We start from the raw sequence: 23,669 nt of genomic DNA on the forward strand, positions 1-23,669 counted from the left end.
TTCGAGGCTTTACGGCCCCCGATCTGTGACATCTAGTCAGGCGATCGCCTGATCAGTATGACAATCGGATCGGCTTGAAGGAGCCTCGCATGCCCTCCACCGCATCGTTCCGCGCCCACCGTCTCCGTCCCGCCGCGGCGGCCCTGGCGACGCTCGCCGTCGCCGGGGCCACCCTGGCCGGCGCCACGCCGGCCCTCGCCGCCCCGGGCGACAGCGGTGACCTGAAGGTCCACCGCGCGGGCGTGCCGCACTGGAACACCCAGGACGACCTGAAGGTCTGCAAGTTCAGCCTCTCGGCGTTCAACTTCGAGACCGTCCGGCTGCTCACGTGGGCCATCGCGCCCCAGCCGCCCACGCCGACCGGCCCGACCCTGTCCGGCAGCCTCACGCTGATCGCCGGCCGCGGCCACACCCCGGAGTACAGCCTCCCCGAGGGCGACTACCGGCTCACGTGGACGTTCACCGGCGGCGTGGCCAAGGAGAAGGTCTTCCAGGTCACCTGCCCCGAGAACAAGAAGGGGACCCCGGGCGGCAAGGGCGAGGACCACCACACCGGCGGCGGCGAGAAGAACGACACGTGGGAGCAGCCGTCCGGCGCCGTGCCCGCGGGCGGCGGCGGCATGTCGGGCACCGGTGGCGACGGCGGTTCCGGGATCGGCGCCACGCCCGTGGTCGCCGCCACCCTGGCCGCGGGCCTCGCCGGCCTGATCGTCGTCCGCCGGGCACGCCGCCGTGTCCATGGCGCAGCGTAATCCGCCGAGCCGCCGACCCCAGCCCCCCGCGCGTCCCCGCCGCCGCCGTCGCGGACCGAGCCGCGCCTGCCGCCTGACCATCACGCTCAGCGTGACGGCGACCCTGGTGACCGGCCTCGTCCGGGCGTGCGACGGCACGCCGCCGGACGGGGCGGCCGTCACCGTGGCGGCCGGCGCACCGGCCAGGATCGAACTCCCTCCGCTCACCACGCGGGTGGAGGGCCCGTCCGCCCGGAAACCGTCCCCCCGGGCCGCGGCGGCGAAGCCCCGCGACGCGGCGAAGCCGAAGCGCGCGGCATCGCCCGCCGGTGCGCCGCGCACCGGTTCGTCCGCCCGGCCGGCCTCCAGGGACGGCAAGGCCCGGGGTGCTCGGGCCCTCCCGCCGTCCCCGGCCAAGCGGCTGGTCATCCCGAAGCTCACCATCGCCTCCCCGGTGACGCTCCTCGGACTCGACGACCGCGGGGTGCTCACCGCACCACCGGTCGACGACCCGAAACTGGTGGGCTGGTACGGACTGGGCCCCGCACCCGGCGAGGCGGGCACGGCCGTCGCGGTGGGGCACCGGGACACCAGGACCGGCCCCGCCGTCTTCCTCAACCTGAGCACCCTCAAGCCCGGGGACAAGGTCGACGTGGTCCGTGAGGACCGCCGGACGGCGGTGTTCACGGTGGACAAGGTCCGCACCTTCACCAAGGAGAAGTTCCCCGACAAACAGGTCTACGGCAGCACGGGACGCCCCGAGCTGCGGCTGCTGACCTGCGGCGGGACGTTCGACAAGAAGCGCGGCTACTCGGCCAACGTGGTCGTGTTCGCGCACCTCACCGACGTCCGCCAGGTGTGACCACACGTGGGGTCGGCCCGTGGACGGGCCGGCCCCACGGGCGTGCCCGCGGCCGTCCGCCGGCGCCCCGCGGGCCGGGCCCGGATCTCCGTGACCGTGCCGGACGCATGTGCCGCAACGGCCGTGGCCGGGCGACCATTTCCGGCCGTTTCCCGTACGGCGGCAAGTGAGCGGACGACGCCTCAGATGTCCGTTCGCCGACCTTTCGCGCGATGTATTCCCTGATCGCACGGCATGGGCTAACTTCCTGCCTCTCGGCTGCCTTCCTCACTCCCGGGCGGGACCCCTATGACTCGCGCCATCGCTCTGCACAACGTCAGCAAGAGATACGGACGCAACGCCCGTGCCGTCGACCGCCTGTCCCTCTCGGTGGAACCGGGCGAGTTCCTCGTGCTGCTGGGCCCCTCCGGATGCGGGAAGTCGACGGTGCTGCGGATGATCGCGGGCCTGGAGGACATCACCGAGGGCGAGTTGCTCCTGGACGGCGAGTACGCCAACGACATCCCGCCCCGCGAACGCGACATGGCGATGGTGTTCCAGAACTTCGCCCTCTACCCGAGCATGACCAACCGGGAGAACATCGGCTTCCCGCTGAAGCTGGAGAACCCGCGCGCCGACCGCAACCCGCGGGTCGAGGCGACCGCCCGGATGCTCGGCATCGAGGACCTGCTCGACCGCTTCCCCGGCCAGCTCTCCGGCGGCGAGCGCCAGCGCGTCGCGATGGGCCGCGCCATCTCGCGGCGCCCCTCCGTCTTCCTGATGGACGAGCCCCTCTCCAACCTCGACGCCAAGCTCCGCAACCACCTGCGCGCGGAGATCGCCCGCCTCACCGCCGACCTGGGCGTCACCACCGTGTACGTCACCCACGACCAGGCCGAGGCGATGTCCCTCGGCGACCGGGTCGCGGTCATGCGCGGCGGGGTGCTGCAGCAGGTGAGCACCCCGCGGGAGACCTACGCCCTGCCCGCCAACGTCTTCGTCGCCGCCTTCATCGGCACGCCCCGCATCAACCTCCTCCAGGCCGTGGTGCACGCCCCGCTCGACGGGCGGATGTCGATCGACCTCGGCCGCCAGCGGCTCCCGCTGCCCGAACCGCTCAGCTCCGACCACCAGTTGCTCCGCATCCAGCAGGGGCGTCAGATCATCGTGGGTCTGCGCTCGGAGGCCGCCCGCATCGCCCCGCCCAGCCAGGCCCGTCCGGGAGAAGTGGCGCTGACCGGTCTCGTCGAGCACATGGAGTACCAGGGACACGAGGCGCTGGTGCACTTCAACACCGGCTCGCGGCCCGCGGTCGTGGCCGACCTGGAGGCCTCGCGGCCCCAGTCCGCCACCCGCAGGCGCCGCGAAGGCGGACCGGGGATGCTGGCCCGGCTCAAGGAGCGTGCCGTCTCCCAGGTCACCGGGCCGGTGGCGGTGCTCGACGCCCCCGATGTCGCGGCGCCCGACGAGCGCAGGGCCGTCGCGCCGAGCGACCTGGTGGTGCGGACCGGGCCCGACGTGCGGCTGCGCACCGGGGCGCAGGTGCCGCTACTCGTCGACCTCGCCCACCTGTACGTCTTCGACCACCTCGGCCGGCGCATCTGCCCCGCCCCGGCGGACGTTCCCGGCCTGGAGGTCTGAGACGTCGGCCGGAACGAGGCCCGAACGACGCCCGGTCGGGGCCGATCCGGCCGAGGGGCGCTCGCCGGTGCCCCTCACGTCACGCCCGGTGCCCCTCACCCCGCGTCGAGGGCGGGGGTGCGCAGGGCGAGCATCGCGACGTCGTCGTCGTTGTCCCGGGGGCGGACCTCGTCCAGCACGGAGTCGCAGAAGACGTCCAGCGGGCGGTGCGCGAAGGAGGCCGCGTGCCGCCGCAGCCGGTCCAGGCCCTCGTCGACGGAGTGCCGCGGGGACTCGATCAGACCGTCGGTGTAGAGCAGAAGCGTCGACCGGGGCGGCAGGGTGGTGACGGCCTCGGGCCGGGGCCGGTTCAGTCCGGTCCCGAGCAGGATGCCGTGTGCTCCGTCGAGGTAGCTCGCCCGGCCGTCGTGGGTGACGAGCAGGGGCGGCGGATGGCCGCCGTTCGTCCAGTGCAGCCGCCACAGCGCGTCGTCGCCCCGGGCGATCCTGGCGAGGATCATGGTGGCCATGGGGACCTCGGCTATGTGCATCACGGCTTCGTCGAGGCGTTTGACGACGGCGGCAGGGGAGGCGGTCGGCTCGGACCAGGCGAAGGCGCGGAGCATGTTGCGGACCTGCGCCATGCCGGCCGCGGCGTCGAGGTCGTGACCGACGACGTCGCCGATGACCAGGGCGTGGCCGTGGCCGGCCAGCGCGAAGGCGTCGTACCAGTCGCCGCCCACCGACGAGGCGTGCGGAGCGGGCACGTAGCGCGCGGTCATCTCCAGGCCGGGCAGGGTGGGCAGCTGCGGCAGCAGATGACGCTGCATGGTCTCGGCGACCTTGCGCTGGCGCTGGTACAGGCGGGCGTTGTCCAGGGCGAGGCCCGCCCGGCGGGTGATGTCCTCCAGCAGCGGCAGGTCGGCCGGGGTGAAGGCGTCCTGACGCTGCGACCGGCCCAGCGTCAGGGCGCCGAGCACGTCGCGCAGACCCCGGATGGGCGCGATGACCGCGGAGTGCATGCCCGTGGCGGCGAACAGGCGCTGCTGCTCGACCGCGATGCCCGAGTCCGGCGGTCCCTGGTACGTGGCGGGGCCGGCGAGGGTGGAGGCCGCGCCGCGCAGGGCCCGGGACAGCGGCATCGGGGACTCCTCGGGCACGGGGGGCATCGGACCCTGCAGATCGGTCCGCTCGATGAGGATGCCGTCCTTGTGCTCCGTCACCAGGACACGCCGTACCTCGTCGCGTTCGGTGAGGAGGTCGAACACCGCCCAGTCCGCCAGCCGGGGCACCGTCAGAGCGGCCAGCCGGTGCAGCGCCTCGTCGACGTCCAGGGTGGACGTGAGCTGTGTGGTCGTCTCCGCGAGCAGGGACAGGCGGTCCATCTCGGTGAGCGACGCCGCGTACCCGGCCCCGCGGCGCACCTCGTCGTGCGGCGGCTCGTACAGCAGCACCAGCGCACCGGTCGTGTCCGTGTCCGGTGCGCAGGGCGTGACCAGCCAGGACAACGCGATCAGCGTGCCGTCGCCGCGGACGAACCACTCGGTGTCGCCGTGCCGGGTGCCCTGGGTGAGCAGCGCCTTGCGCAGCCGGCAGCGGCTGCGCGGCATCGTGTGGCCGTGCTCGTCCCGGTGCAGCAGGTCGTGGGAGTCCTGGCCGAGGAGTTCCTCGGCGCTGTGGCCCAGCAGACGCAGGGCGGCGCCGTTGGCCGTCAGGATGCGGCCGTCGTCGTCGACCACGAAGGCGGGCGCCGTCATGCTCTCCGGACTCAGGCTCAGCAGGCCGTCGGACACCGGCCGGGCCCCGAACACCGGGGGGCCTGCCGGGCCGGCGGCGGCCACGTCGTCCATCTCACTCCTTCACCGGGACGTGCACCTACTGTGGGTTCCCCGGCTGGACCGTGGCAAGCACCCGGGCCCGGCCGGAGTGCGCTGCCCGGCCCTGCCCGTGATGCCGCCCGGGTGCGGCCCCCGTGCGCCCCGCTTGACCTTGACACCGTGCCAAGCCCTTCACTGTCGGCGAGGAGGTGTCCCCATGACCTTGCCGACACCGGACGCGCAGACCGCCACCGGGACCGACACGACCGCCACCGGGACCGACACGACCGCCACCGGGACCGACACGAGGACCGATGCGGACACGGACACGACGCGGGCCCGCCGGGGGCTGGCGGACGGCCGGTCCTCGGTACGGCTCCGGGCGGCGATGGCCATCGGCACGTCCCCCGACGACCGGCTCGTCGCAGCCCTGATCGAACGATGCGGGATCGAACCCGATTTCTCCGTGCGCGAGGCGCTCACCTGGGCGCTCACCCGCCATTCCCCGTCCGCCACGATCCCGGGGCTGCTCGCCGAAACCCGGTCGGAGCACGCCCGGGCGCGCAGCCAGGCGCTGCACACGCTGTCCAAGATCGGGGACCGGCGGGGCTGGCCGGCCATCACCCGGGCGCTGCTGTGCGACGAGGACGACGAGGTGGCGCGCAGCGCCTGGCGCGCGGCGGTCGTCCTCGTGCCCGAGGGCGAGGAACCCGGGCTGGCCGCCGTGCTGGCCACCCGGCTGGGCCGCGGCGCACGGGAGACGCAGCTGAGCCTCAGCCGGGCGCTGACCGGGCTCGGCGAGGTGATCCTCCCCGCGCTGCGCGCTGCGATGATGGACTCCGATCCCGGTGTGCGCGCGCACGCCGCGGCCACGGAACGCCTGCTGCGCGATCCGGACGCCGGATCCGGCTTCGCGATCGAGGAGGCGAAGCGGATCGTGGCCCTCGGCGGGAGCGGTCAGGAGGGGTGACGGACGGTGCTGATCGGTGAGGTGGCCCGGCGGTCCGGGGTCAGCGCACGCATGCTCAGGCACTACGAGTCGCTGGGTCTGGTGCGGCCGACGGACCGCAACGGTGCCGGCTACCGGGAGTACTCCGCCGACGACATCCGGCGGATCTTCCACATCGAGAGCCTGCGGTCGCTGGGCCTGTCGCTGCGGGACGTCGGCCGTGCGCTCGACGATCCCGGCTTCGCCCCCTCGGCGCTGGTCGACGACCTCATCCGCGGGGCCCGGGAACGCATCACGGCCGAGACGGAGCTGCTCACCCGGCTCCGCCGGATCGGCGAGGCGGAACCCGAGGACTGGGAGGACGTCCTGCAGACCGTGGCGCTCCTCCAGGCCCTGGGCTCCACGAGCGCCGGCAGACGCCAGCGTGCGGCCCTGTCGTCGGCCGACGAGGTGCCGGTGCCGGTGGAGGCGCTGGTCGAGGCGGCGCTGAACGAGACGGACCCGCATGTGGCCGGAGCCCTGCGATGGGCGCTGGCGCGATCGGGCGACGGCGGGTGGGCGCCGCTCGCGGAAGGGCTCGGCGCACCGTCGGCGCAGGTGCGCCGCCGGGCCGCGCGGACGCTCGCCGCGATGCCGCACCACGAGGAGGCCACCGCTCTGCTGCGGGACGCCCTCGCCGGCCCCGACGCCGCGGTCCGCGGGATCGCGGCCCTGGCGCTCGGGGCGCGAGGGGCGGCCGAAGCGGTCCCGGCACTCGTGGACATGGTCGTGGCGGGGACGAACGACGTCGACGCGGCCGACGTGCTGCACGGGCTGGCGGCGACCCCCGCGTCGGCGGACCGGATCGCCGCCGGGCTCGCCGGGCGTCTCGCCCGCTGCGCCGGTGACCCGGCGGCACGCCGGCGCGTGGCGCAGGCGCTCGCGGACATCCCCGGATCCACGGCCGCGCACGCCCTCCGGGACCTGTCGGAGGACGAGGACCGTGGCGTCGCCCTCACCGCGGCGTACGTCCTCGGCCGGCGGGGGGAAGGGTAAGGGGTCCTTCCCGGGGCGCGGCCGGGACCCGTCCGGCAGCGGTCCTCCGGGGCGCCGCTCCAACCGCCGGTGGCGGTCCTCCCGGGGCGTCACCCGACCGGCCCGGGGGCGGCCCCGCCGGGTGGCCGGGACCCGTCCGGCAGGCGTCCTCCCCGGGCCCCGCCCGAACCGGCCCGGCAGCGGCCCTGGCCCGTACCGCCCGGTCCCGCGTAGCCTCCGCCACACCGCCGGGACACCCCTGGCGCACGAAAACTAACACCGCTAGTTTAGGGTCCGAGACGACCGCGACGCGTGGAGGAGTGCGATGAAGGCCCACGACGGCATGTACATCGACGGCAGGTGGCAGCCCGCCCTCGGCACGGACACCATCGCGGTGGTGAACCCCGCCGACGAGCAGGTCATCGCGCAGGTGCCCGCGGGCACGGCCGAGGACGTCGACGCGGCCGTGCGCGCCGCCCGCGAGGCGTTCCCCGCCTGGGCGGCCACCGCGCCCGCCGAACGCGCCGCCCTGCTCGGCGCGCTGCGTGACGAACTCGGCCGCAGGACCGAGGAGATCGCCGAGACCGTCACCGCCGAACTCGGCGCCCCGCCCGCCCTGGCGCTCGCCGTCCACGCCTCGCTGCCGGTCATGGTCGCCGGGACGTACGCCGAGCTGGCGGGCACCTACGCGTTCGAGGAGAAGCTCGGCAACTCGACCGTGCTGATGGAGCCGGTCGGCGTGGTCGGCGCGATCACCCCCTGGAACTACCCGCTCCACCAGATCGTCGCCAAGGTCGCCCCCGCCCTCGCCGCCGGCTGCACCGTGGTGCTCAAGCCCGCCGAGGACACCCCGCTGACCGCCCAGCTCTTCGCCGAGGCCGTGGACGCGGCCGGCATCCCCGCCGGGGTCGTCAACCTCGTCACCGGGCTCGGTCCGGTCGCCGGCCAGGCGCTCGCCGAGCACGACGGCGTCGACCTGGTGTCCTTCACCGGCTCCACCGCCGTCGGCAGCCGGATCGGCGCCGTCGCGGGCGCCGCCATCAAGCGGGTGGCGCTCGAACTGGGCGGCAAGTCCGCCAACGTGATCCTGCCGGGCGCCGACCTCGCCAAGGCCGTCAACGTGGGCATCGCCAACGTGATGTCCAACTCCGGCCAGACGTGCAGCGCCTGGACCCGGATGCTCGTCCACAAGGACCGGTACGAGGAGGCGGTCGAGCTCGCCGCGGCCGCCGTCGCCAAGTACGTCCCGGGCGAGCGCGTCGGCCCCCTGGTCAACGCCAGGCAGCAGGAGCGCGTACGCGGCTACATCGAGAAGGGCGTCGCCGAGGGCGCCCGTCTCGTCGCGGGCGGGGCCGACGCGCCCCTGGAGACCGGCTACTACGTCCGGCCCACGGTCTTCGCCGACGTCACCCCCGAGATGGCCGTCGCGCAGGAGGAGATCTTCGGCCCCGTGGTCTGCCTCCTGCGGTACGAGGACGAGGACGACGCCGCCGCCATCGCCAACGGCACCGTGTACGGCCTGGCCGGAGCGGTCTGGGCCGGCGACGACGAGACGGCCGTCGCCTTCGCCCGCCGCCTGGAGACGGGCCAGGTCGACATCAACGGCGGCCGGTTCAACCCCCTCGCGCCCTTCGGCGGCTACAAGCAGTCCGGCGTCGGCCGGGAGCTCGGACCGCACGGTCTCGCCGAGTACCTCCAGACCAAGTCCCTCCAGTTCTGAGCCGGGAGACCTCACCGTGGTCCGCGCAGCAGTCCTGCCCTCCGTCGGATCTCCGCTGGAGATCACCGCCATCGACCTCCCCGACCCCGGCCCCGGCCAGGTCCGGGTGCGTCTCACCGCCGCCGGGGTGTGCCACTCCGACCTGTCCCTGTCCAACGGCACCATGCGGCTTCCCGTCCCCGCCGTGCTCGGCCACGAGGGAGCCGGCACCGTGGTCTCCGTCGGCGAGGGGGTCACCGGCATCGCCCCGGGCGACGGCGTCGTCCTCAACTGGGCCCCTTCCTGCGGCGTCTGCCACCCCTGTTCGCTCGGCGAGGTCTGGCTCTGCAACGACGCCCTCACCGGCGCGGGCCGGGTCCACGCCGTCGCACAGGACGGCACGGAGCTCCATCCGGGCCTGAACGTGGGCGCGTTCGCCGAGGAGACCGTGGTCCCGGCGAACTGCGTGCTGCCCGTGCCCGACGGCATCCCGCTCGCGGACGCCGCCCTGCTCGGCTGCGCGGTCCTCACCGGCTACGGCGCGGTCCACCACTCCGCCCGGGTGCGCGAGGGGGAGTCGGTCGCCGTCTTCGGGGTCGGCGGGGTCGGCCTGGCCACGCTCCAGGCCGCCCGGATCGCCGGCGCCGGCCCGATCGTCGCCGTCGACGTGTCGCCCGAGAAGGAGGCGCTGGCCCGCGCGGCCGGCGCGACCGAGTACGTCGTCGCCTCCGACACCACAGCCCGGGAGATCCGCAAGCTCACCGGCGGACACGGTGTCGACGTGGCCATCGAGTGCGTCGGCCGTGCCGTGACCATCCGCACCGCCTGGGAGTCGTCCCGCCGGGGCGGCCGCACCACGGTGGTCGGCATCGGCGGCAAGGACCAGCAGGTCACCTTCAACGCGCTGGAGATCTTCCACTGGGGCCGCACGCTGTCCGGCTGCGTGTACGGGAACTGCGACCCCGCCGCCGACCTCCCGGTCCTCGCCGCGCTGGTCCGTGACGGCAGCCTCGACCTGTCCGCGCTGGTGACGGACCGCATCACCCTGGAGGACATCCCGGCGGCCTTCGACGCCATGCGCGAAGGGAAGGGCGGCCGCGCCCTCGTGATGTTCTGACCCTTCCCGCACAGCGAGCCCCGGCGGCCCTTCCGCCGGGGCTCCTCGTGCTGCCGGGGGCCCGGCCCGGGCCGCCGCCCCAGGGGTCGCGCCGCCCCGCCGGGCGCCGACGGCCGCAGGGTGACCGGAGGGGCCGGGCCGCCCGGCCCCTCCGGTCGCTCAGGATCCGTCCAGCTCGCACCACACGGTCTTGGACCCCGTCCCGCGCACCACGCCCCAGCGCGTGGCGAGTGCCTCCAGCAGTGCCAGGCCACGCCCCGACTCCTCGTCCGGCGACGGGCTGCGCGGGGCGGCCACGGCCGCGGGGGCCCGGTCCGTCACCTCGACGCGGGTCGTTCCCCCGGCGCCGGTCACCCGCAGTGTGACCGGTGTGCCCGTGCCGACGTGGCGCACCACGTTGCCGAGCAGTTCGCTCACCGCCAGCTCCACGTCCGGGCACTCCCGCCGCAGATGCGCGCGGACGGCGTGCCGCAGCCGCGGCACGGCCTCCGGCCCGGCCGTCAGCTCCGCCTCGAAGTCCCCCGACCTCACCGGCCCTCCGCCCGGCGCAGTGCGGCCGTCAGAAGGTCGGCCGTGGCGGGACTGCAGTTCCCCAGCGCGACGAGATGCCGGCAGGGCAGGGCGCCGGCGTAGCTCGGCAGATCGACGCCCAGGGACGGCAGCGTGATGCCGTGCGCGCCCAGCGCCTCCCGCAGCCGGTCCACGCTCGCCTCGACATCGGGTGCGCCATCGGGTCGTTGCTCGTTCATGAGGGCCACTTTCGTGTGCTGTGTGTGACGTTGCGCTCACAGCGTGGCGGGGCGGTGCGTACGGTTGAAGGGTTTCTGACTCCACCGCACGGACCGTGGAACGGTGAACGATGGCGGCACGCAAGGACATCGACGGCTCGGCGGGCGTCCCCGCCCTCTACGGCGCGGAGCTGCGCTTCCAGCGGGAGGCGGCCGGACTGACGCTCCAGCAGACGGTCGAGGGCAGCTTCTACGGCGTGAGCCTGCTCAGCGAGATCGAGCGCGGTACCCGCCGCATGCCGGCCGACCTGGCCCGGCACGTCGACCGCCTCCTGGGCACGGACGGGTTCTTCGAGCGCCGCTGCGAGGATGTGCGCAGGGCACGCCAGGGCGTGCACGCCGGTTACTTCGCGCAGGTGGCCGAGTTGGAGATGCGCGCCCGGTCGATCGAGAGGTGGAGTCCTGCGCTCGTGCCCGGTCTGTTGCAGACCGAGGCGTACACACGCGGGGTCATCCACGCGACCCACCCCCTGGACCAGCCGGACGAGGTCGATGCGAAGGTGACGGCCCGCGTGTGCAGGGCGGCACTCCTCGACGACCCCCGGACGCCCGAGTACTGGGTGGTCCTCCACGAGTCGCTGGTCCGTCAGCCGTTCCTGCCGTGCGCCGACATGGCGGCGCAGCTCACCCGCATCTCGGAGCTGGCCGGGCGGCGTCGCATCGTTCTACAAGTACTTCCGTGGAACGGGCCGACCCGCCCGTTCCTGAAGACGGACATGATGTTCATGCGGTTCGCGGACGCCCCACCGGTGCTCTACACGGAGGGCGCCTACCACGGTCACCTGATCGACGATCCGGCCCTCGTGGAGCAATACCACAAGGCATACGATCAGCTCAGGGCCGCCGCACTGTCCCCGGAGGCGTCCCTGGCCATGATCGACGCAGCGGCAGAGGACTACCGAAATGGCAAGCAGCCGAATTGACCTGGGTGCAGCCGCCTGGCGGACGAGCAGTCACAGCAACGGTGACGGCGGCGAGTGCGTCGAAGTCGCCGACGGACTCCCCGGCCTGGTCCCCGTCAGGGACTCCAAGCGCCCGGGCGGGCCGGTCGTGGTGGTCGGCGGCGGGGCGTGGTCCGCGTTCGTCGGGGCGCTGAAGGCGCCGTGGGCTACGGCCTGACGGCGCGGGCGAGCCACGGGGTGAGTCCGCTGAGCAGGATCAGCTCCTTGTAGGTCTCGTCGCCGGGCAGCGGCACCACCAGCCACTCGCCCACCGGGAAGAACCTCCCCTTCACGTAGGCCAGTCCTCCGTAGACGGACCTCAGGAAGCCCGGAACCGAGGCGCGCGGGACGTCGTGGAACTCGACCTCGTCGACGGTCACCTTCGCGTCCCCGTCGGCGAAGATCCGCACGGTGACGGCCGGTTGACCGCCCAGCTCCACGAACGCCTCGTGCGGCAGCGATCCGTCCGGGTCGGCCGCCGTGAACGCGTCGGCCGACTCGCGGCGCGAGACCTGGTCGGCCCCGATGTCGTCGGAGACGACGAACTCCCGGTCGTACTCCCGCGCGACCTCGCGGATCGCGGCGACGGCGGCCTGGGTCGTCGGCAGATGTGGGTGTCCCATGCGCACGATCATGCCCGGTGCGGGGCCGGACGCCGGGACGCCGGGCGGCCGTCGCCGCCCGGCGTCCGCGGGGTGAGGCGGGGACGGCCGCCGTGACACCCGTCCCGGGAGCGGGCGGCCCCCGTTCAGGACGAGGGCGACCGGCGCCGGGTGGCCGCCTCGGCGCCCGCCTCGCCGCCGGTCCCTGCGGCGGCCGTCCTCGCCCGCGAGCGGGAGACGGCCACACCCGCCAGGCAGAGTGCGCCGCCCGCCAGCGTCAGCAGCCCCGGGACCTCGTCCAGGGCGAGCCACGACATCAGCACCACGAGGGCGGGAACCGCGTACGTGGTCGCGCCCATCCGGCCCGCCGTCGTGCGCGCCAGCGCGTACGCCCAGGTCGTGAAGGCGAGCGCGGTCGGGAAGATGCCGAGGTAGACCATGTTCAGCGTCGCGGAGAGCGGAGCGTCGGACGCCTGCGCGACGAGCTGCCCCGCGAAGGGCAGGCAGGCGACCGTGCCGACCAGGCAGCCGAACGTGGTGACCTGGAGCGCGCTCGCGTGGGCCAGTGCGGGCTTCTGCGCCACCACACCGGCCGCGTAGCCCACCGCGGCCACCAGGCAGAGCAGCACGCCGAGGGTCGAGGAGCCGCCCTCGCCGGACATCGACAGGCCCACCACCACGGCACCCGCGAAGGAGACCGCCATGCCCGCGACCAGCCGGGGCGGCAGCCCCTCGCCGAGGAGCCGTGCGCCGAGCAGCGCGATCAGGATCGGTCCGATGTTGACGACCATGGCCGCCGTGCCCGCGTCCACCTGCTGCTCGCCCCAGTTGAGCACCACCATGTAGACGCCGAACCACAGCAGGCCCGACACGGCGATCCCCGGCCACGCGGCCCGCGGCGGCAGCCCCTCGCGCCGGATCAGCAGCACGCAGCCCAGGGCGAGGGAGCCCGCGAGCAGGCGGCCGAGGGCGAGCGCGCCGGGGGAGTAGGCGTCGCCCGCGCTGCGGATGGACACGAAGGCGGACGCCCAGAGGACGACGGTGACGGCTGCGGCCGCGAGGGCGGGCCAGGCGGTGCCACGGGAAGGGTTCGGCGGGTTCGTCATGGGCCGACGGTACGGCGGTGACCCTTCGGTCCTCACCGCAATTTCCCGGGCTCGATCCCGAGCAGCGCGTGCAGCGCACGTTCGCCCTCCCCGGTGACCTTCACGGCCCGCTCCGACCCGATCCGCACGCACCAGCCCGCCTCCAGCGCGTGGGCGCACAGGCGGGCGCCGGCGATCCCGGCGAGGTGGGGGCGGCGTTCGGTCCAGTCCAGGCAGCCGCGGGCCAGCGGCCGGCGTCCGGTGCGGGTGAGGGCGATGCCCGCATCGCCGAACCAGCCGACGCCCCGCTCGGTGAGCGCGAAGCCGGCGTCCTGGGCGAGCAGCCCGCGCGCCGTCATGGCGTCGGTGACGGCGATGCCCAGCCGTCCCGCGAGGTGGTCGTAGCACGTGCGGCCCCGCGCCATCGCGTGGGCGGCGCTCGACTCGCGCAGGGTGCGGGGCCGGGGCGCCGGCCCGGGGGACGCGTAGGCGGCGAGCTCCTCGACCAGATGGGCCGCCCGGTCGTCGGCGAGGCGCACATAGCGGTGGCGCCCCTGGCGTTCCTCGGTGAGCAGGCCGCCCGCGACCAGCTTGCCGAGGTGCTCGCTCGCGGTCGACGGGGCGACCCCGCCGTGACGGGCCAGCTCGCCCGCGGTCCAGGCGCGTCCGTCGAGCAGGGCGAGCGCGAATCCGGCGCGGGTCTCGTCGGCGAGCAGCGAGGCGAGGGCGGCGAGGTCCCGGGAGGAGGTCATGCCCCCAGGATGCGGCAGCCATGGTTCGGCGGCGGCCGAAAGGTCGCAGCGGCGGCCCGCCCGCACGTCACCCGGAGTTCGACACCGCCCAGTCCCGTCGGACGCCCGCCTCGTACTGCATCGCCAGCCCGTCCAGCAGCGCGCGCAGCCCCGTCTCGAACGCCCCTTCGTCGACCTGTTCCTGGCGGTCGGCGAGGAGGTGGGCCTGGCCGAGGTGCGGATAGTCGGCCGGGTCGTAGGCGGCGGCGTCGTCGACGAAGCCGCGGGCGAAGGAGCCGAGTGCGGAGCCGGTGATGAAGTACCGCATCAGCGCGCCGATCCGGGTGGCCTGGGCGGGCGGCCAGCCGGCGCGGACCATGGCGCCGAAGACGGCGTCGGCGACCCGGAGGCCGGCGGGACGGCGGCCCGGTCCGCGGGCCAGGACGGGGACGGTGTTGGGGTGCGCCCGCAGCGCGGCCCGGTAGGAGAGCGCCCAGTCGTGCAGTGCGGTGCGCCAGTCCCGCGGGTCGTCCGCGTCGAACATCGACAGGTCGACCCGGGCGCTGACCGCGTCGGCCACCGCGTCCAGGATCTCGTCCTTGTTGCGGAAGTGGTTGTAGAGCGAGGGGCCGCTCACCCCCAGCTCGGCCGCGAGCCTGCGGGTGGAGACCGCGTCCAGCCCCTCCGCGTCGACGAGGGCGCCGGCCGCCTCGACGATGCGGTCACGGCTCAGCAGGGGCTTGCGCGGTCGGGCCATGCGGCACATAGTAGGCCCTGGCAAAATAAACTAGCAGTGGTAGTTAAAGTGGGGTGCCCGCGTATGAACCTGGAGCTCACCGAGGAGCAGACGGCCGTCCGCCGGCTCGCAGCGGACTTCGTCGCCCGCGAGATCGCCCCCCATGTCGTCGAGTGGGACCGGGCCGAGAACGTCGACCGCGCGATCGTGAAGAAGCTCGGCGCGCTCGGCTTCCTCGGTCTCACCGTCGACGAGGAGTACGGCGGCTCCGGAGGCGACCACCTCGCCTACTGCCTGGTCACCGAGGAACTCGGCCGCGGCGACTCGTCGGTGCGCGGCATCGTCTCCGTCTCCCTCGGCCTGGTCGCCAAGACCATCGCCTCCTACGGCACCGAGGGGCAGAAGCGGGCCTGGCTGCCCCGGCTGACCTCGGGAGACGCCGTCGGCTGCTTCGGGCTCACCGAACCGGGCACCGGATCGGACGCGGGCAGCCTGGCCACCCGTGCCGTCCCGGACGGCGACGACTACGTCGTCAACGGGTCGAAGATGTTCATCACCAACGGCACCTGGGCCGACGTGGTCCTGCTGTTCGCCCGCACCAACGACACCCCCGGCCACCGGGGCGTCTCCGCCTTCCTCGTCCCCACCGACACCCCCGGGCTGACCCGCCGCACCATCCACGGCAAGCTGGGCCTGCGGGGCCAGGCCACCGCCGAACTGGTCCTCGAGGACGTGCGCGTCCCGGCGTCCGCCATGCTCGGCGCTGAGGGCAGGGGCTTCTCCCTCGCCATGTCCGCGCTCGCCAAGGGCCGGATGTCGGTCGCGGCCGGCTGCGTCGGCATCGCCCAGGCCGCGCTGGACGCGGCCGTCGGGTACGCGGGCGAGCGCGAGCAGTTCGGCCGCCCCATCGCCCATTACCAGCTCGTCCAGGAGCTGATCAGCGACATCGCCGTGGACGTCGACGCCGCCCGCCTGCTCACCTGGCGGGTGGCGGACCTCGTCGACCGGGGCGAGGAGTTCGCCACGGCCGCGTCCAAGGCCAAGCTGTTCGCCTCCGAGGCCGCGGTCCGGGCGGCCAACAACGCCCTCCAGGTCTTCGGCGGGTACGGCTACATCGACGAGTACCCGGTCGGCAAGCTGCTGCGCGACGCCCGGGTGATGACCCTCTACGAGGGCACCAGCCAGATCCAGAAGCTGATCATCGGCCGGGCGCTCACGGGGGTCTCCGCGTTCTGACCCGGCCGTGCGGCGGCGCTCCGGCGCGCCCGGGCACCGGCCTGAGTACCCGGATGAGTACCAGCGCCCATGTGACGCCCGCCACGGCGCACGAAGCTGTGCCCATGAGTGAGACACAGGTCAAGCAGCAGAACACCGCGGCCTACTACAGCCAGGCCGTGATCTCCTTCGCCGTCGCGCTGGGCGCCGTCGCCATCGGGATCTACCACATGGAGGCGGACGCCTGGGTGCGTGCCTTCCTCGCCGTCGCCGTGCTGTACCTGACGACGTCGGCCTTCACGCTCGCCAAGGTGGTCAGGGACCGTCAGGAGGCCGGACAGATCGTCAGCAGGGTCGACCAGGCCCGGCTGGAGAAGCTGCTGGCCGAGCACGACCCCTTCCAGAAGCTGTAGGCACACGCCGGGGCCGCCCGTGGCCGCCCCGGCGCCCGGCGCGTCCGCGCGATCCCGCCGCGAGGCCCTAAGCGGGCGCTCATGCGCGGGGTATGGTGTCGTCCTGTGCCAGAGAAGGGGCGAGTGATGACTGCGGACCAGACGGCGGCCGGCGAGGACGTGTCCGGCGAGGAGAAGCCGTGGGACCAGGTCACCCCGGAGGCGGCCAGGAAACTGCTCGTCGCCGCGGTCGAGGCGTTCGCCGAGCGCGGGTACCACGCGACCACCACGCGTGACATCGCCGGCCGGGCGGGCATGAGCCCCGCGGCCCTGTACATCCACTACAAGACCAAGGAAGAGCTGCTCCACCGGATCAGCCGCATCGGGCACGACAAGGCCCTCGACATCCTGACGGCCGCGTACGACCGGCCCGGCACCCCGCGGGACCGCCTCGCCGAGGCCGTGCGCACCTTCGTGCGCTGGCACGCCGGGCGGCACACCACGGCCAGGGTGGTCCAGTACGAACTGGACGCCCTCTCCGAGGAGCACCGGGCGGAGATCATCGAGCTCCGCCGCGAGAGCGACGCCGTGGTGCGCAGACTGCTCGACGAGGGTGTCGCCGCGGGCGAGTTCACCGTGCCCGACGTGCCCGGCACCGCGGTCGCCATCCTCTCCCTCTGCATCGACGTGGCGCGCTGGTTCAACACCCAGGGACGCCGGACGCCCGACGAGGTCGGCGCGTTCTACGCCGACCTCGTGCTGCGCATGGTGGGGGCCCCGCAGGGCCGCTGAGCGGGCCGGCCGGGCGCCCCGGCGGGCGGCCGGTTCAGAAGAAGTAGCGGGAGACCGACTCCGCCACGCACACCGGCTTGTCGCCGCCCTCGCGCTCGATCGTGACGAGGGCGGTCATCTGCACACCGCCGCCGGCGTCCTCGACCTCCTTCAGCACGGCCGTGGCGCGCAGCCGCGAGCCGACCGGGACGGGCGCGGGGAAGCGCACCTTGTTCGTCCCGTAGTTGATGCCCATCTTCATGCCCTCGACCCGCAGGACCTGGGGCACCAGGGCCGGCAGCAGCGACAGGGTCAGATACCCGTGGGCGATCGTCGTGCCGAAGGGGCCGCTCGCCGCCCGCTCGGCGTCCACGTGGATCCACTGGTGGTCGCCCGTCGCGTCGGCGAAGAGGTCGATCCGCTTCTGGTCGATCTCCAGCCAGTCGCTGTGCCCCAGTTGCTCGCCCACTCCGGCGCGCAGCTCCTCGGGGGAGGTGAAGATCCTCGGCTCAGCCATGTCCCTGGTCCCTGCCTCTCGCACTCTCGAAGCGCATGTCTCGACACAAATGTCTAAGCGCTTGCTCAGCATGGTGGGGCGGGGGCACTCTGTCAACGGACGTCCAGGACGAGTCGGCGGTGGACGTAGGGTTCGCCGGGTGCCCCAGATTCCCGAGACGATCCACGAACTCACGGTCGGCCAGCTCGCCGCGCGCAGCGGCGCCGCCGTGTCCGCCCTGCACTTCTACGAGTCCAAGGGCCTGATCTCCAGCCGGCGCACCAGCGGCAACCAGCGGCGCTACAGCAGGGACACCCTGCGCCGCGTGGCCTTCGTCCGCGCGGCCCAGCGCGTCGGCATCCCGCTGGCCACCATCCGCGACGCGCTCGCCGAACTGCCCGAGGAGCGCACACCCGACCGCGAGGACTGGGCCCGGCTCTCCGAAGCGTGGCGGGGCGTGCTGGACGAGCGCATCAAGCAGCTCGGCAGGCTCCGGGACCACCTCACCGACTGCATCGGCTGCGGCTGCCTGTCCCTGGAGACCTGCGTGCTGTCCAACCCCGACGACGTGTTCGGCGAGCGGCTGACCGGCTCGCGTCTGCTGGGCGAACGCCGCAGGCCCGCCGGCGACGGAGGCTGACCCCGACGGGACACGGCTCGGGGCCGGCCCCCGGAGGGACCGGCCCCGAGCCGTGGCGGAGAGCGTCACTCGTACTCGGTGCCGCCCTTGCGGGTCAGATACGCCGGGCTGACCGCCTTGGCGATGGCCCGCCCGCCGGTCACCGGGCTGTAGCGCTCCACCGCGGAGCGCACCACGACGCCCTCCCGCAGATGCAGCCCCCGCCCCGACACCGTCTCCCTGCCGGTGGCCAGCTCCAGCACCGTGCCGGCGTCGTACGGGCCCTCGTACAGCCGTGGCACCAGCGGCAGTTCACCGTCGAGCAGGGCGGCCGCGTCCAGCCAGCGGACCCGCCCGTCGATTTCCGCCGACACGTCGAACACCGCGTACCCGAGCCCCTCGGCGCTGCGGGCGTCGGCGCCGTACGCGAGGTCCTGGACGCCCGCCCCGTACACCTCGCCGAAGACGCCCACCCGGCTCGCTCCCAGCGCGGCGGCGAGCCGCGCGGCGGCGGCGGGGACGCCGTGCCCCAGCACCGCGCGCCAGTAGAGGTTCGCCGGGTCCTCGGTGAGAGCGAGGCCCTTGGCGCCGAAGCCCTTCGACGACACCCGTACGCTGCCGCCGTCCGCGGCCGAGTAGGTCAGCAGGCAGGCCGAACCGTGCAGCTTCTCGGTGAGCACCACCTGCTCGCCGGGCTCGAAGATGTCCGGGTAGCGCTGGAGGTTCTCGATGTCGACCCACCCCAGCAGCTCGGGCGCCGGCTCCACCGCCCCGCTCATCCCCACGGGCACGGGCGGGACCCACTTGGTGATCGCGAGCAGCTCCGCGAAGTCCGTGCCCTCCTCGGCCGCCCGGGCCAGGTCGACGTTCGCGACCGCACGCGGCCGGCACACGATGCCCTGCGACAGCTCCCCGCGCAGCCGCACCGCCTTGACCCGGTTGCGGTCCCCGCCGGACAGGCGTCCCGTCAGGCCCAGTTCGTCGATCAGGGCCGGGGGCAGCACGGCCTGCTCGGGGATGTAGAGCGCGACGTCACCGGTGCGGTAGGCACCCTTGGCGACGACGGCGCGGTAGAGACCCACCTGGGCCAGCTCCAGCGCGTCGGCGTCGGGGTGTTCGTGCACGGTCAGCGTCTCGGCGGTGACGCGCAGCGTCGACATGTCGGGGACTCCTTGCTCGTGGCATCCGTCTCCCGACACTCTCGCCCGCCGAAATCCCGCTGGCCCAGGGGATTTCCGCTCTGCTAAAGGCCGTCCCGCGCCCCGAAGCGGATCCCCGCCCGTGGGTGTGCGCCGCGCGGCGCCCGCCCGGCCGGGACCCGGGCCCCCGTCCCCGGGCTCCCCGCCGCGTTCAGGCCACCGACGCGAGTTCGCGCCGGCCCGCCCTGCGGGCCGCGGCCACCGCGGCGGCCGTCAGCACCGGCTGCGGCACCACGATCCCGCACCCTTCGCAGACCGGACCCGCCCACGGCTCGTCGTCCAGGTCCTGCCGCCACACGATGTGCGTTCCCCGGCACACCGGACAGGCCGACCCCGGCTCCTCGTCCAGCGCGCCGATGAGCCGGCGCAGCACCTCGCCCAGCGGCTGGGAGGGGTGGGCGTGAGGTGTGTCGCACCGCGCCACCCCGTTCCCGCCCCAGCTCCTGCGGTGCCAGTCGTCGAGATGGCCGGGCCGCCGCAGCCCTTCGTGCTTCTCCCGTTTGCGGCGGTCCGCGAAGTCCTCCTCGTACGCGAGCCACACCGCGCGCGCGTCCTCCAGCTCGTCGAGCGCGGCCACCAGCCGCGCCGGATCGGGATCCCGGTCCTCGGGCTCGATCCCGTGGCGGGCGCACAGGTGGTCCCAGGTGGCCCGGTGGCCGTACGGCGCGAACCTCTCCAGGCACTTGCGCAGCGAGTAGCGGCGCAGCGCCAGATCGCACCGCCCGTCGCGCACCTGTCTCGCAAGACTCCGGAAACCTGCCATCGTGTCGGCACCTCCGTCACTCGTCCATCGGCGTTGGGGAATGGACGTAGGAGTGCCCGTTTAGGCTCCATCGAAAATCGCCGGGCGCCGATTCGTCCGGATCCTGTCGTCCGGTCAGCGTCCGACGCGGCCCGCCGCCAGCACCAGCCGGGCCAGTTCCTCGTGGCAGATGTCACTGTGCGCACCGGCCGGGGGCCCGCCGCGGCGCACCACCTGAGCCGCGTCCACGCTGACGCACCCGCTGCCCGGCAGCCCGTCGCGCAACGCCTCGCCCAGGTTCGTCCGCACGGCCCCCGGCACGGCCCGGATGCCCTCGGCGCCCATCGCGCACCAGCGCGCGTCGCCGCCGGCCGCCGCCGGCTCGCCGGCGAGCCCGTGGGCCAGCGGGTAGAAGACTCCGAGCGCGCTGTCGTGCCGCGAGAAGGAGGCCACCACCGGGCCGTCGACCCGGTCCTGGAGCCCGGCGAGCGCGCCGCCGGCCCCCGGCGCGTGGGGGAGACCACTGGCGAACACGTAGTGGGACAGCGCGCCCTGGAGCAGCGTCACGGACTTGACGTTGTGGGCGCCGTGCGGCAGCCCGCGCAGCGCGAACGCCACCAGCCGGGCGCCGTGGCCGTGCCCGACCAGGTGCACCCGCACGCCGGGCGCCGTCCGGGCCAGCCGCCCCAGCAGCGGACCGAGCCCCAGCTCGCCGACCGTCCCCGCCCGGCGCTTGAGCGCGTAGTAGGTGGTCTGCCGCAGCAACTCCTTCGCGCCCCGCCACGGGACCGGAACCACGGCAGGCGTGGAGGTCCCCGGGTACCCGCCCGGCGGCGTCCGGTCCGCCGGGCCCCGCGCGCCGGGAGGCGCGGCGCCCCGGGCGTCCGGTGCCGGGCCGTCGTCCAGTGCCTCCGACAGCCGGACGCACAGCCTCGGGAGGTGCTCGTACAGCACGGCCGGCGGGCCCTGCTCGTCCTGCGGCAGATCCTCGGCGAAGCCCGACTCCAGGCCGCCGGCCGGCACGGCCGCCAACTGCCGTGCCAGCGAACCGAACTCCTGGAACGCCGCCATGGACGACGGCTGCTCGTCGAGCAGCACCGCCAGCCGCCGCACGTCGGAATGCCGGCCCGGGTGCAGCCCGGCCAGCCCGTCCCGGGTCGCCCGGTCGAGGCCGGGACCCGTCGGCTGCGCCCCCGGGGCCGGCGGTTCCACGTCGGGGATGGACTCGTCGGTGAACCGCATCGACGGCCAGGTGACCGCCGCGCACGCGAGCCGCACCTGCGGGGTCTGGGCGACCAGTTTGGTGAACGGGGCGAAGAACGCCGTGTTCAGCGCCCGTGCCGTGGCGGGGGTGTTGTGCCACCCGTGCGCGAACAGCAGCAGATCGGTGACCCCCGGCTCCACCAGGCCGTCGCACGGTCGGAGCGGATCGCCGTCCGCGCCGAAGACCGTCTCCCGGTACGGCTGCCCACCTGCGTCGGCCATGGTGCGCCCCTCCCTCGTCCCCTCTCCCCAGCATCCTGCGCAAGAGAGGAAACAGCCATACCCCCGGCCGGTCCGAGACGGCCGGCGGCACCCGACCTCATGCAGATGGATGAGGACGTCGTACGACGTGAGCAGGCGCACCGACCCGGCCCCGTCCGGACGGATGCCGCCGGAGCTCCGGGCGGGACGGTCGACTCCCGGCCATCGGCGGGCTCGTGGGGCGGTGCGCGGGCCGGCGCGTCCGTCGCGGGCGGCACCGCGCGCCGGGGTGTGCGCGGCCGGGCCGGGGAGGGGCGGCCGGGTCATCCGGTCCGGTCCGCCGGGCCGCGGGCGCCCGGCGGTGCGCGGCGCGGCGGACGTTCACCTGGGCGGCGCCGATCGCTCGCACGGCTCCGCGTCCGCCACCCGCGGGACGTGACCGGGCTCGCCGGTCCCGTGGCGGGGGAGGGGGTCGGCGGAATGCTGCTGCGCCCGTGCGGGCGACATGACGGCGATGGCGGCCAGCGCCACGACGAGCAGCACGGCGTGCCGCTTCAGGGGGTGCCTTCTGAGGTCTCGCAGCCGGGGGCGCATGGACCCACTCTCCCCGTGCGCCCGGTGGGGGGCCAGGGTGCGGCCCCCCGGAACGGGGGTGGGGACGACCGCACCCCCGTTCCGGACCGCGCCCGGACGCCGGGTCAGTAGCGCAGATACCTCCTGCGCACGGCGCGGAAGGCGGCCAGGTCGGCCGCCCAGGCCCCGACGACCTCGTCGGTGTCCGCGCCGGCGTCGATCAGCGTGCGTACCGAGGTGGTGCCGGTGAGCTTGTCGATCCAGTTGTCCGGACGCCAGGCGAATCCGCTCCAGCTCCGCTTCGCCGTCACCAGCAGCCCGATGCCGGTGCGCACGGGGTCGAAGGACTCGCGGTCGTGGACGTGCAGCTGGACCCCGCCCACGGTCTTCCCCTGGAACTTGGAGAACGTGGGGGCGAAGTAGGCCTCGCGGAAGCGGACTCCGGGCAGCTCCAGCGCGTTCGCCGCCTCGGCCCAGCGCCGGTCGACGCCCTCGGCGCCCAGCAGTTCGAACGGCCGGGTCGTGCCGCGCCCCTCGGAGAGGTTGGTGCCCTCGAAGAGGCAGGTGCCCGAGTAGACGACGGCGGTCTCCGGGGTGGGCATGTTGGGGCTCGGCGGCACCCAGGGCAGTCCGGTCCCGTCGAAGAAATCGGTCCGCCGCCAGCCCTTCATCGTCACGACGGACAGGTCCACCGGCTGCGTCAGGAACTCGCCGTTGAACAGCAGCGCCAGCTCGGCGACGGTCATGCCGTGCGCCTGCGCGATGGGTTCACGGCCGACGAAGGTGGCGAACCGCTTGTCGAGCACCGGGCCGAGGGCCGCCCGCCCGGTCACCGGGTTCGGCCGGTCCAGCACCACGAACCGCTTGCCGGCCGTCGCGGCGGCCTGCATGCAGTCGAACAGCGTCCAGATGTAGGTGTAGAACCGGGCGCCGGCGTCCTGGATGTCGAAGACGACCGTGTCCACGCCCGACGCGGTGAAGACGTCCGCCAGCGGCTGCCCGCTCTTCAGGTAGGTGTCGTAGACCGGGAGCCCCGTCGCCGGGTCGTCGTACCGGCCCTCGGAACCGCCCGCCTGCGCGGTCCCGCGGAAGCCGTGCTCCGGGCCGAAGACCGCGGTCAGGTCCACCCGGTCGTCCGCGTGCATCACGTCCACGATGTGGCGCACGTCCCGGGTGATGCCCGTCGGGTTGGTCACCACCCCGACCCGCTCGCCCGCCAGGGCCGCGTACCCGTCCGCCGCGAGCCGATCGAATCCGGTGCGCACCGCGCGGCCCCGGTCCCCGTGGGCTGCGGCGGTCGGGGCGGAGGCCGCGAGGGCCCCCACCGCGCCGCCGCCCGCGGCCAGCAAACCCCGTCTGGACAGGCTCATCGGGCTACCTCCGTGATCGCCGTCTGTCATGGCCACGCAGGCTAGCGCTCCTGACGCCCGCCGGGAACGACCCCGGCGGCACCCGTGCGTCCGACCCCTTCCCCCCGTACATACCGACCGGTTAGTCTGCCCATGGAGCCGAGGATCTGCGAAGGGC

General features: G+C 74.2%; 26 protein-coding genes. 13 read left to right on the plus strand and 13 right to left on the minus strand.

Annotated features, from left to right (window positions below):
* Positions 1-89 precede the first annotated feature (89 nt).
* The 3 genes from EAO77_RS25325 (at position 90) to EAO77_RS25335 (ending at position 3,213) form a co-directional block, all read left to right on the plus strand.
* Complete coding sequence (locus EAO77_RS25325) at positions 90-752, plus strand: hypothetical protein (RefSeq protein WP_147990577.1); 663 nt, start codon at positions 90-92, stop codon at positions 750-752.
* A 91-nt stretch (positions 753-843) separates the two neighbouring features.
* Complete coding sequence (locus tag EAO77_RS25330) at positions 844-1,593, plus strand: class F sortase (protein ID WP_261994136.1); 750 nt, start codon at positions 844-846, stop codon at positions 1,591-1,593.
* A 288-nt stretch (positions 1,594-1,881) separates the two neighbouring features.
* Complete coding sequence (locus EAO77_RS25335; RefSeq protein WP_147990579.1) at positions 1,882-3,213, plus strand: ABC transporter ATP-binding protein; 1,332 nt, start codon at positions 1,882-1,884, stop codon at positions 3,211-3,213.
* Positions 3,214-3,308: 95 nt separating this feature from the next.
* Here EAO77_RS25335 and EAO77_RS25340 read toward each other — a convergent pair whose 3' ends face one another.
* Positions 3,309-5,042: a SpoIIE family protein phosphatase gene (locus EAO77_RS25340; protein WP_147990580.1), complete on the minus strand. Its 1,734-nt coding sequence runs from the start codon at positions 5,040-5,042 to the stop codon at positions 3,309-3,311.
* A gap of 184 nt (positions 5,043-5,226) precedes the next feature.
* Here EAO77_RS25340 and EAO77_RS25345 point away from each other — a divergent pair, with 184 nt between their 5' ends.
* The 4 genes from EAO77_RS25345 (at position 5,227) to EAO77_RS25360 (ending at position 9,788) form a co-directional block, all read left to right on the plus strand.
* Positions 5,227-5,979 carry a HEAT repeat domain-containing protein gene (locus EAO77_RS25345; protein WP_261994137.1) on the plus strand — a complete coding sequence of 251 codons (753 nt, stop codon included), beginning with the start codon at positions 5,227-5,229 and terminating at the stop codon, positions 5,977-5,979.
* Between the two features lie 6 nt (positions 5,980-5,985).
* The gene (locus EAO77_RS25350) at positions 5,986-6,993 is read left to right on the plus strand and encodes a HEAT repeat domain-containing protein (RefSeq protein ID WP_147990581.1); all 1,008 of its coding nucleotides are present in this window, start codon (positions 5,986-5,988) and stop codon (positions 6,991-6,993) included.
* 304 nt (positions 6,994-7,297) lie between these two features.
* On the plus strand, positions 7,298-8,692 hold the full coding sequence (locus EAO77_RS25355; protein WP_147990582.1) for an aldehyde dehydrogenase family protein: 1,395 nt from the start codon (positions 7,298-7,300) through the stop codon (positions 8,690-8,692).
* Positions 8,693-8,708: 16 nt separating this feature from the next.
* On the plus strand, positions 8,709-9,788 hold the full coding sequence (locus EAO77_RS25360; protein ID WP_147990583.1) for a Zn-dependent alcohol dehydrogenase: 1,080 nt from the start codon (positions 8,709-8,711) through the stop codon (positions 9,786-9,788).
* 159 nt (positions 9,789-9,947) lie between these two features.
* On the opposite strand, the gene EAO77_RS25365 is transcribed toward EAO77_RS25360, so the two are convergent.
* Positions 9,948-10,319, minus strand: a complete 372-nt coding sequence (locus EAO77_RS25365) for an ATP-binding protein (protein ID WP_147990584.1) — start codon at positions 10,317-10,319, stop codon at positions 9,948-9,950.
* Positions 10,316-10,537, minus strand: a complete 222-nt coding sequence (locus EAO77_RS25370) for a hypothetical protein (RefSeq protein WP_147990585.1) — start codon at positions 10,535-10,537, stop codon at positions 10,316-10,318. Before EAO77_RS25370 ends, EAO77_RS25365 begins: the two co-directional genes overlap by 4 nt.
* A 110-nt stretch (positions 10,538-10,647) precedes the next feature.
* On the opposite strand from EAO77_RS25370, the gene EAO77_RS25375 reads away from it, so the two are divergent.
* Positions 10,648-11,499 (plus strand): helix-turn-helix domain-containing protein, encoded by an 852-nt coding sequence (locus EAO77_RS25375; protein ID WP_147990586.1) that lies wholly within the window; start codon positions 10,648-10,650, stop codon positions 11,497-11,499.
* Complete coding sequence (locus tag EAO77_RS25380) at positions 11,480-11,695, plus strand: DUF397 domain-containing protein (RefSeq protein WP_147990587.1); 216 nt, start codon at positions 11,480-11,482, stop codon at positions 11,693-11,695. The genes EAO77_RS25375 and EAO77_RS25380 overlap by 20 nt, the downstream gene beginning before the upstream one ends.
* Here EAO77_RS25380 and EAO77_RS25385 read toward each other — a convergent pair.
* The 4 genes from EAO77_RS25385 to EAO77_RS25400 all read right to left on the minus strand — a co-directional run bounded on the left by EAO77_RS25385 (position 11,685) and on the right by EAO77_RS25400 (position 14,692).
* Positions 11,685-12,140 carry a hypothetical protein gene (locus tag EAO77_RS25385; protein ID WP_147990588.1) on the minus strand — a complete coding sequence of 152 codons (456 nt, stop codon included), beginning with the start codon at positions 12,138-12,140 and terminating at the stop codon, positions 11,685-11,687. The genes EAO77_RS25380 and EAO77_RS25385 overlap by 11 nt on opposite strands.
* 125 nt (positions 12,141-12,265) lie before the next feature.
* Positions 12,266-13,225 carry a DMT family transporter gene (locus EAO77_RS25390; protein ID WP_147990589.1) on the minus strand — a complete coding sequence of 320 codons (960 nt, stop codon included), beginning with the start codon at positions 13,223-13,225 and terminating at the stop codon, positions 12,266-12,268.
* A 32-nt stretch (positions 13,226-13,257) separates the two neighbouring features.
* Positions 13,258-13,956 carry an ArsR/SmtB family transcription factor gene (locus EAO77_RS25395; RefSeq protein ID WP_147990590.1) on the minus strand — a complete coding sequence of 233 codons (699 nt, stop codon included), beginning with the start codon at positions 13,954-13,956 and terminating at the stop codon, positions 13,258-13,260.
* Between the two features lie 67 nt (positions 13,957-14,023).
* Positions 14,024-14,692: a TetR/AcrR family transcriptional regulator gene (locus EAO77_RS25400; RefSeq protein WP_147990591.1), complete on the minus strand. Its 669-nt coding sequence runs from the start codon at positions 14,690-14,692 to the stop codon at positions 14,024-14,026.
* A gap of 63 nt (positions 14,693-14,755) precedes the next feature.
* Between EAO77_RS25400 and EAO77_RS25405 the strand changes: the two genes are divergently transcribed.
* The 3 genes from EAO77_RS25405 to EAO77_RS25415 all read left to right on the plus strand — a co-directional run bounded on the left by EAO77_RS25405 (position 14,756) and on the right by EAO77_RS25415 (position 17,070).
* Positions 14,756-15,907: an acyl-CoA dehydrogenase family protein gene (locus tag EAO77_RS25405; protein WP_147990592.1), complete on the plus strand. Its 1,152-nt coding sequence runs from the start codon at positions 14,756-14,758 to the stop codon at positions 15,905-15,907.
* A 104-nt stretch (positions 15,908-16,011) separates the two neighbouring features.
* The gene (locus EAO77_RS25410; RefSeq protein WP_147990593.1) at positions 16,012-16,299 is read left to right on the plus strand and encodes a YiaA/YiaB family inner membrane protein; all 288 of its coding nucleotides are present in this window, start codon (positions 16,012-16,014) and stop codon (positions 16,297-16,299) included.
* 126 nt (positions 16,300-16,425) lie between these two features.
* Positions 16,426-17,070, plus strand: coding sequence for a TetR/AcrR family transcriptional regulator (locus EAO77_RS25415; RefSeq protein WP_147990594.1), 645 nt, complete (start codon positions 16,426-16,428; stop codon positions 17,068-17,070).
* Positions 17,071-17,104: 34 nt separating this feature from the next.
* On the opposite strand, the gene EAO77_RS25420 is transcribed toward EAO77_RS25415, so the two are convergent.
* Entirely contained in the window at positions 17,105-17,566 is a 462-nt protein-coding gene (locus EAO77_RS25420) for a MaoC family dehydratase (protein WP_147990595.1), read from the minus strand.
* A 139-nt stretch (positions 17,567-17,705) separates the two neighbouring features.
* Here EAO77_RS25420 and soxR point away from each other — a divergent pair, with 139 nt between their 5' ends.
* Positions 17,706-18,185, plus strand: coding sequence for a redox-sensitive transcriptional activator SoxR (gene soxR, locus EAO77_RS25425; RefSeq protein WP_147990596.1), 480 nt, complete (start codon positions 17,706-17,708; stop codon positions 18,183-18,185).
* Between the two features lie 65 nt (positions 18,186-18,250).
* Here the strand turns inward: soxR and EAO77_RS25430 are convergent, their stop codons facing one another.
* From EAO77_RS25430 to EAO77_RS25450, 5 genes are all read right to left on the minus strand, one after another.
* Complete coding sequence (locus tag EAO77_RS25430) at positions 18,251-19,324, minus strand: RNA ligase (ATP) (RefSeq protein ID WP_147990597.1); 1,074 nt, start codon at positions 19,322-19,324, stop codon at positions 18,251-18,253.
* A 190-nt stretch (positions 19,325-19,514) separates the two neighbouring features.
* Positions 19,515-20,126, minus strand: coding sequence for a hypothetical protein (locus tag EAO77_RS25435; RefSeq protein ID WP_147990598.1), 612 nt, complete (start codon positions 20,124-20,126; stop codon positions 19,515-19,517).
* Between the two features lie 114 nt (positions 20,127-20,240).
* Positions 20,241-21,590, minus strand: coding sequence for a serine-threonine protein kinase (locus EAO77_RS25440; protein WP_147990599.1), 1,350 nt, complete (start codon positions 21,588-21,590; stop codon positions 20,241-20,243).
* Between the two features lie 360 nt (positions 21,591-21,950).
* Positions 21,951-22,163, minus strand: a complete 213-nt coding sequence (locus EAO77_RS25445; RefSeq protein ID WP_147990600.1) for a hypothetical protein — start codon at positions 22,161-22,163, stop codon at positions 21,951-21,953.
* A 104-nt stretch (positions 22,164-22,267) separates the two neighbouring features.
* Complete coding sequence (locus EAO77_RS25450) at positions 22,268-23,512, minus strand: exo-beta-N-acetylmuramidase NamZ domain-containing protein (protein WP_147990601.1); 1,245 nt, start codon at positions 23,510-23,512, stop codon at positions 22,268-22,270.
* Positions 23,513-23,669: the final 157 nt, after the last annotated feature.

This window comes from Streptomyces sp. T39, from assembly GCF_008042045.1.
GTDB lineage: Bacteria > Actinomycetota > Actinomycetes > Streptomycetales > Streptomycetaceae > Streptomyces.